The organism is Flavobacterium sp. (genome assembly GCF_029242675.1).
Classification (GTDB): Bacteria; Bacteroidota; Bacteroidia; order Flavobacteriales; family Flavobacteriaceae; genus Flavobacterium.
Genome location: NZ_JAQWTM010000424.1, coordinates 1 through 12,019, shown reverse-complemented (window position 1 = coordinate 12,019; position 12,019 = coordinate 1). Strand labels below are relative to the sequence as shown.

Genomic DNA, 12,019 nt, shown 5'->3' with positions numbered 1-12,019 from the left:
AATCATTATCAAATTAATCCATGTCAAATATTAAATGTACTCTTTTCAAAGGATAGACGTTACTGCAACTAACAAACGACAATACCTTAGAAGTGTTAATAGTACAGGTACGTGCAACGTTATTTACACCCAAATAACTTAAAAAAATTTTACATGGATTAATTTGATAATGATTCTCTAAAACATGTTTAATATCACACGATATTGGCAATAACAAGTCACTAGCATTGTATATTTCTTTTCGCAATGTTAGGTAATTTTTATTTCTATTTAAATAAAAATCACCACCATGCATCCTTACAATCTTTTTAAAATTAAGCAACTTTCTATCTATGAACATTGGTTTAGAAGCCCAGTAAGAGTAAAGTAAGGTGTTATCGGAATCAAAATCTAAATCCAAAAAAAGATTCAAGCTACTTGTATACTCTATATATGCATTTAACCATCTAATCAATTTGCTTTTATCAGTGAAAACCTTATTTTTTACAAAATCTCTCAAAAATAATGATGACAATTTAAAAGTACTTAAGCCTTGTAACAGCCTTGAAAAACCGTTTTTTAAAATTGGCTGATGTACTGTTACATTCTTTGGAACTGTACGCATAATTGTAGATGAAAAAGGGTTGTAGGATGGAATAATTACAACCTTATGAAAATTTTGAGAAAGATAAAATAATTCATTCTCAAAATAAGTTTCCTTATCACCAAAGGGATATGAAGCTGTAAAACACACTAAAGTTTTTTCACACATTTTCGCCAATATTTTTTACATTAAACTGAGAAAAACAGTACAAGGAGCCAAAATATATCCACATGTAGGAAGTTAGTAAATAACTACTTTGAATCATAAAATTGACAATCATAGTTACTAATGAAACGACTAATATATATTTAACTTCAATTGTTCTGTTGTAGAATTTGTTATAGATTATAAATAGAATCGATAGAAAGAGTAGAAATACAACTATACCATATTGGGAAAAAATTTCAGCGAAAACATTATGAGGAGGAAGAGGGTTCCCTTTGTAACTCGTAGAATTTAAATTATCCATAAAATTCCCACCACCTACTCCAAAAAAATAGGAGTCTCTCAACATTTCAAAACCTGCAACAAATAGATCTGATCTTGTATTATCTTCATACCCTTTACTTTGCAATCTAAATAAAATATAGAAAAAAAAATCGCTATTAACAATATAATAAACACTTCCAGAGATTACAACCATTGTAATCACAATAATTTTGAGCAAAGTAATGGTTTTTTTAATGTTTTTCTTTAAATAATATAGAAAAAAAATTATCAAACTCAATAGTAAACTTAGTAATGCCCCTCTACTGCCGTTTGATATAACGATTAGGAATGTAGAAAATAATACAAAGACTAGAGTATATTTTAGGAGAAACCCTCTTTTATATTTCTCATTAAAATATATAGAACTTAAGACTGGGAAACCTATTGCCAAAATAAAATTATACAAATTATAGTTACCAAAAGTAACTGATGCAAATCTCTTAAAAACGCCTGTAGCACCAATTGCTGTTTGAGACTCAACAAATGAAACACTTAAATGTTTATCAAAGATTAGCTCGATATAAGCAATTGGAAGTGTAAGTAATATAAAGAAAAACCAACCCTTCCAAATAGAATAGTAAGAATCTTTAGCCAAGTAACCTAGGAATAAAAACTCAAAAAAAGTTAATAAATTTAATAATAAGAATAAACTACTATTGAAACCATCCTCAAAATTCTTACTCCAGAATAAGCATAGAAAAGAATAGAAAGCGGTAAAACTTGCAAACACGATCACCAATCGAATTTTGCTCCCTACTATTAAAATGTGCTTATTAAAAATAATAAAAGGAAATAAAATTATTGCGTATATACGGATTGGCTGAAAGGTACCACCATACAATCCGAAAAATTGAAGGATTACATATAAAACTAATAGAAAATCATAAATACTGGAACGCTTAAAAAGATACAAATTACAACTGTTTTAAGTGATTTACTATTTTTCGAAAGTACATTAAAGAAAAGATAGCTAAGAGTACTAAGACATTAACTGCTATTTTCACTAAGTGACTACTAACGATAAAATAATCGTTCAAAAACACGAACAAAGTAAATAATAGTAGTCCGCGGAAAATAGTATAAACAATTTCCTTTAAATAATCCGACATTTTTAAATTATTTAAAATTTTACTGATTACTACGATTTGATAAAGAAATAGAGACAAAAATGCAAAAATAGATTGCGCGATACAAACTCCTATAACCCCACCATAATATGCACCAATGAAAACAAATAGTGGGTTGATTATAAATCTCAACTGTGTCCATTTAAAACCAATTAGAGTTTTTCCAGTTGATACAATCAGAATACCACCTGAACAACTCACAATAGACGAACAAACTCCCCACATGCATAATATCTGTAAAATTTTGTAGTCAGTCACATAGTTAGGACCATAGAATAAAAATAATATTGACTTAGATAGTACCGCAATTGTTAAATAAAAGAAAGTATTAATTATCGTGATGAAATTCACAAACTTTAAAAATTTACTTTTAAAGTTTACTAAATCATATTGTATTGATGCAAAGACAGGAATCATTACTTTAGTTACTATCTGATTCAACGAGATATAGACTCTAAATACTAAAGTCTTAATAATTGAATAGACACCCATTTCTGCCATAGGCAAAACTTTGCCTAGGATCAAAATATCGATCTGAGAAGACAAATAATCAAGAACTTGTGAACCTGTTTGATAAAACCCTACAACATATAATGGTTTAGATTCTTGAAAATTAAAGTAAAATAGTAATGGATGTGATTTATAGCTGATTATAAAATTTAACAGAAGCGTTATTAAAGATGAGCTCAATAAGGAAAATACTAGAGTCCAAATACCAAAACCATTAATAGCTAGTAAAATATCAATTAACAAGGAAATCAATTCAGAGGCTATTTTAATAAAAGCTAATTCTTTAAATTTAAGATCTTTCTGCATAAAGACAGAGAACTGCCTACCTAACGTAGAAATCACAATATCTATTCCCATGATAGGGATTAAGCTTTTTAATAGAGCGTAACCGTAGAAGGCCGCCAAGTAAGGAGAAGCACAAAATATGATAACATATAAAACTATTGACAGAAATAGTCCACCCCAATATAAGCTACTATATTCTTTTTTAGACACATCTTTTTTAGACAATAAGGCAGTGGAAACCCCCAAATCTGCAAAAATATTAGTAAATCCTAAAACAAATAAAACAATAGCTACTAAGCCAAAATCAGATTTATCTATGTATCGTGTTAATACTGAAATACGTAACACATAAACCAAACTCACAACGATGAAGGATAAAGAGGTCCAAGCGCCTCCCTTAAACAACACACCTTTATTAGACTTTAACATACTTGCTATTTAATTGATCTAAAATGTAAATTAAAGACATCTTAGTATACGGTATTAAATCATAGACTACCATCTGCACTTCTCTCTAGTACTCCCTTAACATCGTAAAGAATAGAATTTTCTTTTTTCATAGCGCTGAAGTCAATACTTAAAAATTCTTCGTGAGCAACACCTAGTACAATTGCATCAAATTTTTCTAAAGGAAGTGAAGTAATGCTATCTAACTTGTATTCATGTGCAACTTCCACTGGATTAGCCCAGGGATCAAAAATAGTAACTTGTATACCATAGTCATTCAGAGCAGCAACTACATCTACAATTTTAGTATTTCTTACATCAGGACAATTTTCTTTGAATGTGATACCCAACATTAGTAACGAAGCACCCTTAATGGTAATTCCTCTCTTGATCATTAACTTTACTACTTGAGAAGCTACGTATTCGCCCATACTGTCATTTAATCTACGCCCAGCAAGAATAATTTCAGGATGGTATCCTAATTCTTGTGCTTTTTGAGCTAAATAGTAAGGATCCACCCCAATACAATGCCCACCAACTAGTCCTGGTTTAAAAGGTAAAAAATTCCATTTTGTACCTGCAGCTTCAAGCACAGCATGGGTATCAATATCCATGAGATTAAATATTTTAGCTAATTCATTGACAAAAGCAATATTGATATCGCGTTGTGAATTTTCAATCACTTTAGCCGCCTCTGCTACTTTTATGTTTGGAGCAAGGTGTGTCCCCGCGGTTATTACAGTTTTATACAACTCGTTTACTAAAATTCCCACTTCAGGAGTTGAGCCTGCCGTGACTTTTAAAATTTTTTCAACAGTATGTTCTTTGTCACCAGGATTAATTCTTTCGGGCGAGTAACCAGCAAAAAAGTCCACATTATATTGTAATCCTGATAATTTCTCTAAAACCGGTACGCATTCATCTTCTGTCACTCCAGGATATACTGTAGACTCATAAATCACAATGTCTCCTTTTTTTAGAACTTTAGCGACTGTTTCACTAGACTTATATAGCGGAGTCAAGTCAGGCCTGTTGTTTTTATCAACAGGAGTAGGAACTGTAACGATATAATAATTACAATCAGCAATATCTTCTAATCTTGAGGAACATAATAATCCATTAGTAATGTTATTAAAATCATTAACAAGAACTTCTTGTAAAATTTCATCTGAAACCTCCAAAGTACTATCAGTACCTGAACGCAAACTCGATATTCTTTTAGTATTAATGTCAAATCCTACTACTTGATATTTTGTAGCAAATAATCTAGCAAGAGGCAATCCTACATATCCTAAACCAATTATGGCAATTTTTTTCATATTCATTATATTCTAAAGTTCTTTTCTAGCTTTTTATACCGTAATTATTTTAATTCTCTCAAAAAGCGTCTAATTATCAAAAACGCCGTAACCATAAAACCAAAAATAAAACCTCCTAATAGTATTCCTTTAATGATTCCAAATTTTTCTTTTTTCAAAGGTAGAATAGGGGCATCTATAACTTGGATTAAAGGAGTTTCTTTCCTAAGAGTAACTTTCGCTAATTCGGTTTGCTTAACTAACTCAGTTAAAATAGCGGTATTTGCCTGCACATCCACTTGTCTTCTTGCAGAAGGTGCTCTTTTTACATTGAGCGCAGGATTCAAGTTGAATGTATTATCAGTAGCAACAGCTACACCGGTAATAGCACTATTTAAAGCTTGTCTTATAGAATCTGTCTGATGTTCTAATATAAGCATATTCTCCCTAGATTTTTTGCTTTTTGTATCGATATAAAAGTTCGAAACCTGCTTAACTAAATTTTCGATAAATAATTTAGCAAAAAGTTCATTAGTTGATGCCACGTCAATGTTTATAATTGACACTTTGACATCTTTTTGCTCTACATTTAAGCTTTGATTTGATAAGTCAACATATATCCTACCTAATATGCTGTCTTTAACCCTACCAAACTGTTCCTCTTTACTTAAATCGTTAAAGCTAATATTGCTAAGTAGTGAATCCTTACTCCAAGACTCTCTCCATCCTTGATCTTGAATATACATCTCAACTAGAGGAATTTGTTTCCCATTAGAGACAACATCACTTAATAATGCTTTCTCAACCATACTTCGAGATTTGAACAATTCCATCAAATTTGATCCTGAAAAAACACTACCTCCTCCTCCTCCTAAATCAATTCCAAATGAACTTGCTAGTCCCAATGCACCTCCTAACCCTCCTCCAGATTTATCATCTTCAACAACAAAGGTCAGCGTTGCTGTATAAATAGGTTTTTTTATTATAGAATAAGTCATTCCCAATGCAGCGCCAACAATACCTGCTATTAAAATAACCTTCCATTTTGACAGTAAATAGTTAGACCATTCTTTAGCTTTTTCAAGTAACTCCTTTAAGGATATTTCGTCGTTGTAACTATTATTATTTGTATCCATTTCTAGCTATTATTTAAAAGCGGTAATAATCAGCAAGGCTAAGCTGGCAATAACACTACCTATACTTACAACCTCTGTTGTATTTAGTTTTGTGGTTTCCGGTTTTTCTGGTACAATAATTTGTGATCCTGGAGTTACTTTTGGGTACGATTTAAAAAATAAGAAAGAATGTGTAACTGCGGCTTTACCATTTGGATAAATGATATACGATTTCTTTTTCCAAGCTTTAGCATCAAGTCCACCTACCGCATCTAAATAATACCTAAAACCTTTTCCTTTTATATATGGAATTTCAGAAGTTAACAAAACGTTACCAGCTACTTTTACCCCTTCATTAAAAGTGGCGACCTCAATTATATCACCAGGCACTAATCTAACATTCGTACTGCTTAATGGATTCTTTACAATTGCTTCCCAGTCAACTGGAATAATTGCATACTTAACGTCATCTTTCAATCTTTTTTCAATATTTTTCTGAATACTGTCGTTTACGCCAAGATTTAAATCAATATTTTCTACCGCTTCTATTTGTTTGGCTTGAATAGGTCTTTTGATTTTCACACCACTACTATTAGCTTGTGTGGTTAGACCTCCTGCTCTCTCAATAATGTCGGCTACTTTTGCTACTTTACTTGCTAAAACATACTTACCCGCGTAATGCACCGCGCCTACTACACTAACAGATTGTGGTTTTTCGTAGACTGCCATTTTTCGAATATTTATCACGTCAAATGGATTTAGTACAAAGTTTTTAACTTGCTCATTATTATCAGGTGTTATTTCTATATTGAATAATTCGGCCTTGTTCGGGTTATTGTTATCAATATCTTCTGAAACAATCATCCTTGCTATTTCCACTCGTTTTGATGCTGAACCACTTAGTCCGCCAGCTTGAATTAAAAGATCATTTAACGTTAACCCTTGATAAAAATTGTAAACACCTGGTTTTTTAATTTCACCATCAATTGTGATTTTGAAATCTTCAGTAAAATCTAGAATGGAATATACTGTAAGAACATCCTCCTTATTTAGAACAATATCAGCTTCTAAGTTTCCTGACAAAGCGTTTTCTAGATCAACATTGATGACTTCAGCCGTTAAGTTAGCAGTGATGCGCAATATTCTCGCCCTCTTATTATAAGCATCTTCTTTTAATCCATCAGCCTTAGCTATTAAATCAGAAACACGCATTCCTTCTGTAAATGCGTAGGTTTCCGGCCTAAAAACAGCTCCTTCAATAGAAATTCGATTTTCGAACCTATCTAATATTTTATTTACTTTGAAGATATCTCCTGCTTGTGGAATATATGTTGCAAACTCAGACTTACTGATGTCTTGTACTTTAAATTCCTTACTCGTTTTTTGTGTCACATTTACAGAAGCAGTGTAAGCAGATTCACTAAAACTTGATGCAAAACTTAATAATGTTGAGAAGGTTTCTCCTTTTTTCAATTCAAATATTCCAGGACGTTTTACCTCCCCTTCTAAAGTAACTCTTTTTGTATAAGCTGGAATTCGAATCACATCATTGTCTTTTATATTAACGTTTGCCGACTGATCTCCCTTTACCAGAAAATCATAAATATCAATGTATTTTATGACTTGATTATTTCTAATTAATTCAATATTTCTATAACTACCATTTTTTGACGGCCCACCAGCTAAATGCAAGGCATTATAAACAGAAGCTAGAGACGAAACAGAATAATTACCTGGTTGCTTCCCTCCAATAATTGTAACTTTAATTGTTCTAATTTTACCTAGGCTCACGCTAACTTGCGACTGACCAGAAGCTACGGTACTATATACGCCTGCGATCGCATTTCTGATTTTCTGAGTGGCAGCTTCAATTGTCATTCCTGAGACATATAGCTGCCCTACGGCATCAATTGCTATTTTACCTTCTGGACTCACTTTGATTGTGGCGTTGTATAATTGCACTCCATACACGCTAATTTGCAATTCATCACCAGGTCCTAAAACGTAATTTACTGGAGTTGCTAACTGTAAGTCAGGGGCGAAATCAAGGGTTGGATTATCAAAAAGTTCCGAACCAAAAATTAATGCGTTTTCGGTATCTTTAACTTTAACATTAGTTATTTCTAATTGCTGAACTGCTCCACCTGACTGAGCTGCAGTAGTATTTTGTAAGGCTGGAACGTTATTATTTGACAATCTTCCTTTTAACTTTTCAAATTCAGACGCACTCATTCCTTTTGCCAGTAAACCTGACTGCGCTTGATCAATCGTCATACCATTACTTGACAACTGAGATTGTATTTTAGCAATATCACTAGGTGATAAGGCATCTACATTGATCGTAGTAAGATCTCTAGATTGCAATGCACCTTGAGCTGCACTGTCATGACCCATTAATATCGATACAAATAGCAGCATCGCGAACATTATTTTTTTCATAAAATTTGTATTCTAAATTTCGGTTAATTGAACGGCTACGCCGTTGCAAGTCACAATAAGCATACTTACAACCCACATTCTCAGAAAATATTAGTATGAGTTTCGTAAAAAAAATATCTCCTGGTTTTTGGCAAATATAGCTAAAACGAAATTTTTAATAAAGCTTTAACACTACAATAATTATTAAAGACAAGATCAACTCACTATTAAACAATTTATCAACTACATAGCTATAGTAATATCACCTTATTTGGTTAGTACATTTTAATGTTACATTTATAAACATATGGTAGTTTTAACTCAATAATGATGGATTATCACGCTCTAGCATTCCGTAAACATTTTTGACGTCTTGAGAAAATTCTTTTTGAAGGATTAAATGCGCCGTATCAGTATAAATAAATATGGCATCTTTCATTCCTATAAATGAAGTAAACTTATCTGTACCTATAACCATATTCCTATTTTTGTCTACTTGGTGACCTATACTAACGAGGTAATCATAAACAGATTCAAAGGAACCTAAATCTGACCACACAAATTTTGAAGAAACCACCTTGATTTTTTTACTTCTTTCCATTACTGCATAATCTACACTGATAGACGGAATCTCCATTGAAGCATCAAGATCTATGACTCCATCAACATTTTTATCCCAAGCAATTTTAGCCTTTTCATATACTTTAGGAGCATATTTTTGTAATTCCTCTAAAAACACTGATGCTTTAAAACAAAACATCCCACTATTCCATAAAAAGTTCCCTTTGGCAATAAAATCTGATGCGGTAACTTGATTCGGTTTCTCTCGGAACGAAATTACATCATCTCCTTTTCTTTCGATGTATCCATATCCTATTTCTGGCTTTGTTGGAATAATACCAAAAGTAACAATGAAACCGTCATTTGCTTTAGTGATCGCTTCATCTATAGCTTCCTCATACGATTGCATGTCTCCAATTATGTGATCAGAAGGAGTAACAATTAAAACATCATAAGGATCAGAAGCAAAAGCAGCAAAAGCAATAGCTGCAGCCGTATTTCTAGGAGTAGATTCAATGATATCAACATAGCTTGTATCACTTTTTTCTAGAATTGCTTTGCTTAAATGGCAATTATCAATATTTCCAACAACCATTATTTTGTCTGCAATATTACTATTGCGATCTACAGTCATTTCGAATAGTGATTTACCATCAAATATTTCTAAATATTGTTTGGGTCTCGATTTTCTTGAAAGTGGCCAAAGACGACTACCTACACCTCCTGTAAGAATGACATGAGAAATTGATTTTTTTTCCATTTTTAAATAGTTTGTACATTATACAACGATTGCTCTACTTTAAACAATTGTTACTTATGATTTATTTTCAACACACAACCCATACTTTCTAAAACTAGCAAGTAATGGTTGTTATTTATTTCTTGTACTGTCGCTTTATGAGTAGCAAACGGACCTGAATCAACAGTTATCGTATCTCCAACTTTAATATTATCAACACTAACATCAAATTTTTCTGGCGCATCCAACCACTTTTTTATCACATGAATTTCATCATCTTTAACAATCGCTGGTTTTCCTAACCAAAATAAATAACGTACCACACCAGCAGATTGAAAAATTATATTACGGTCTTTGTCATCTAGACGCACAAATATATACGAATTAAAAAGCGGTACTTCTACTTTTTTCTTTCGATCAGACCATTGTTTTATTTGAATAATAGTAGGGCAATAGCATTCGATACCACTTTTAGACAATTGTTCAGCGACCTTTTTCTCCCATTTTGGCTTTGTATAAACAACATACCAGTTCATACTTTTTATTTTTTTTACTTAACTATTACGTTATGAACCAATAGCTTGGTACTTAAAACCTATTTTGATTAATTCAGCGCTATTCAATATATTTCTACCATCGAAAATAAAAGCAGGTTTTTGCATGTTATCGTATATTTTCTGCCAATCGTACGATTTAAACTCATCCCACTCTGTTAAGATTGCTATCGCATGTGCACCTTTACAAGCCTCGTAAGAAGAGGCAAACGATGATAAATAATTTTTATTTTGTTCTGCAGTTCTTGTGTCAAGATAATTGATATCATTCAACATTTTATCTTGCGATACTTTAGGATCATAAACAGCTATCTCTGCTTGCTCGTTAATAAGATCATCTGCTACATAAATAGCGGCAGATTCTCTAGTATCATTTGTATCTTTTTTAAATGCCCATCCTAAAAATGCAATTTTCTTACCGGAAACCGTGTTATACAATGTTTGCACAATATTACTAGAGAAACGCTTTTTTTGGTAATCATTCATAATAATTACTTGCTCCCAATAATCAGCTACTTCATTTAAACCGTACGATTTAGCAATATATACTAAATTTAAAATATCTTTTTGAAAGCACGACCCACCAAATCCAACAGAGGCTTTTAGAAATTTAGAACCAATCCTACTATCCATTCCAATAGCCTTTGATACCTCACTTACATCGGCTCCCGTTTTTTCACATAATTCAGACATCGCATTTATAGAGGAAATACGTTGTGCTAAAAATGCATTTGCCGTAAGTTTAGATAGTTCAGATGACCACACATTTGTGCTTAAAATTCTCTCTGGAGCAACCCAATTTGCATACACGCTCGTTAAAGCTGCAATTGCCTCTTGTCCTTCTGCTGATTCATCTCCTCCAATCAATATACGGTCTGGACTCAATAAATCTTCAATAGCGGTTCCCTCTGCTAAAAATTCTGGGTTAGATAATATTTGAAATTGAACACCATTCCCTGTATTGTCAAGGATGCTTTTTATCGCTTCAGCAGTGCGGACCGGTAATGTTGATTTTTCAACGATAATTTTATTTTGCTTTGAAACACGAGCGATTTGTCTTGCACAAAGTTCGATGTATTTTAAGTCGGCTGCCATTCCCTTCCCTTTACCGTAGGTTTTAGTAGGCGTATTTACAGAAATAAATACAATTTGTGCGTCGTCGATCGCTTGGTCCACATCTGTTGAGAAAAACAAATTACGTCCTCTAGCCTCTGCCACAATTTCAGCAAGCCCCGGTTCGTAAATTGGAATATTGTTGACATCATCATCATTCCATGCTGCAATTCTTTCTTCATTTAAATCGACAACAGTAACTTGTATGTGTGGACATTTTTGTGCGATAACTGCCATTGTAGGTCCACCTACATATCCTGCACCAATACAGCAAATTTTTGTAATTTTCATTTTATATATTTTAAATATCTTTTTCTATTTGAACAAATTGAAATAGGTCACTCAAGAATTCATGCTATTTTAAGTTAGCCCAATACCAAGCTACAGCCTCTTTTAAACCTTCTTGCAGAGAATATTTAGGTTTATAACCTAGCAAATTCTTAGCTTTATCAATACTCGCTAATGAATGCGGTATATCACCCGCTCTGTTAGGACCATATTCTATTTTTACTTCTCCAATTTCCGGATTGTATTCTGACAAATATTTTTTTAAATAAGTCATCAAATCATTTAACGTATTTCTATCTCCAAAAGCCGTGTTATAAACGGTATTTATTGCCTCTTTGTTGGTGGTATTCATCGCCAAATCATTCATTTGAATTACGTTATCGATATAAGTAAAATCTCTTGAATAATTACCATCTCCATTTATTTTTGGAGATTCTAATTGCATTAGCTGCATCACAAATTTTGGAATCACAGCCGCATAAGCACCATTAG

General features: G+C 32.5%; 10 protein-coding genes. All 10 read right to left on the bottom strand.

The window, feature by feature from the left end:
• Nucleotides 1–13 precede the first annotated feature (13 nt).
• The gene (locus tag P8M54_RS15555) at nt 14–751 is read right to left on the bottom strand and encodes a hypothetical protein (protein WP_300288947.1); all 738 of its coding nucleotides are present in this window, start codon (nt 749–751) and stop codon (nt 14–16) included.
• The gene (locus P8M54_RS15550) at nt 744–1,802 is read right to left on the bottom strand and encodes an O-antigen ligase family protein (RefSeq protein WP_300288948.1); all 1,059 of its coding nucleotides are present in this window, start codon (nt 1,800–1,802) and stop codon (nt 744–746) included. The genes P8M54_RS15555 and P8M54_RS15550 overlap by 8 nt, the downstream gene beginning before the upstream one ends.
• Nucleotides 1,803–1,986: 184 nt before the next feature.
• Nucleotides 1,987–3,423 carry an MOP flippase family protein gene (locus P8M54_RS15545; protein ID WP_300288946.1) on the bottom strand — a complete coding sequence of 479 codons (1,437 nt, stop codon included), beginning with the start codon at nt 3,421–3,423 and terminating at the stop codon, nt 1,987–1,989.
• A 59-nt stretch (nt 3,424–3,482) separates the two neighbouring features.
• Nucleotides 3,483–4,766 (bottom strand): nucleotide sugar dehydrogenase, encoded by a 1,284-nt coding sequence (locus P8M54_RS15540; RefSeq protein ID WP_300288945.1) that lies wholly within the window; start codon nt 4,764–4,766, stop codon nt 3,483–3,485.
• Nucleotides 4,767–4,804: 38 nt separating this feature from the next.
• Nucleotides 4,805–5,875, bottom strand: a complete 1,071-nt coding sequence (locus P8M54_RS15535) for a Wzz/FepE/Etk N-terminal domain-containing protein (RefSeq protein WP_300288944.1) — start codon at nt 5,873–5,875, stop codon at nt 4,805–4,807.
• A gap of 9 nt (nt 5,876–5,884) precedes the next feature.
• Nucleotides 5,885–8,293, bottom strand: a complete 2,409-nt coding sequence (locus P8M54_RS15530; RefSeq protein WP_300288943.1) for an SLBB domain-containing protein — start codon at nt 8,291–8,293, stop codon at nt 5,885–5,887.
• Between the two features lie 295 nt (nt 8,294–8,588).
• Nucleotides 8,589–9,593, bottom strand: a complete 1,005-nt coding sequence (locus P8M54_RS15525; RefSeq protein ID WP_300288942.1) for a mannose-1-phosphate guanylyltransferase — start codon at nt 9,591–9,593, stop codon at nt 8,589–8,591.
• 50 nt (nt 9,594–9,643) lie between these two features.
• Complete coding sequence (locus P8M54_RS15520) at nt 9,644–10,108, bottom strand: UpxY family transcription antiterminator (protein WP_300288940.1); 465 nt, start codon at nt 10,106–10,108, stop codon at nt 9,644–9,646.
• 30 nt (nt 10,109–10,138) lie between these two features.
• Nucleotides 10,139–11,530 carry a UDP-glucose 6-dehydrogenase gene (locus tag P8M54_RS15515; RefSeq protein WP_300288939.1) on the bottom strand — a complete coding sequence of 464 codons (1,392 nt, stop codon included), beginning with the start codon at nt 11,528–11,530 and terminating at the stop codon, nt 10,139–10,141.
• Nucleotides 11,531–11,594: 64 nt separating this feature from the next.
• Nucleotides 11,595–12,019 (bottom strand): GDP-mannose 4,6-dehydratase (locus P8M54_RS15510; protein ID WP_300288938.1); only part of this gene is annotated, 425 nt, incomplete at its 5' end.

Excerpts from the sequence above, each read along its gene's own strand:
- P8M54_RS15555 (WP_300288947.1), bottom strand. The coding sequence starts at position 751 with ATGTGTGAAAAAACTTTAGTGTGTTTTACAGCTTCATATCCCTTTGGT.
- P8M54_RS15545 (WP_300288946.1), bottom strand. The coding sequence starts at position 3,423 with ATGTTAAAGTCTAATAAAGGTGTGTTGTTTAAGGGAGGCGCTTGGACC.
- P8M54_RS15540 (WP_300288945.1), bottom strand. The coding sequence starts at position 4,766 with ATGAATATGAAAAAAATTGCCATAATTGGTTTAGGATATGTAGGATTG.
- P8M54_RS15535 (WP_300288944.1), bottom strand. The coding sequence starts at position 5,875 with ATGGATACAAATAATAATAGTTACAACGACGAAATATCCTTAAAGGAG.
- P8M54_RS15530 (WP_300288943.1), bottom strand. The coding sequence starts at position 8,293 with ATGAAAAAAATAATGTTCGCGATGCTGCTATTTGTATCGATATTAATG.
- P8M54_RS15525 (WP_300288942.1), bottom strand. The coding sequence starts at position 9,593 with ATGGAAAAAAAATCAATTTCTCATGTCATTCTTACAGGAGGTGTAGGT.
- P8M54_RS15520 (WP_300288940.1), bottom strand. The coding sequence starts at position 10,108 with ATGAACTGGTATGTTGTTTATACAAAGCCAAAATGGGAGAAAAAGGTC.
- P8M54_RS15515 (WP_300288939.1), bottom strand. The coding sequence starts at position 11,530 with ATGAAAATTACAAAAATTTGCTGTATTGGTGCAGGATATGTAGGTGGA.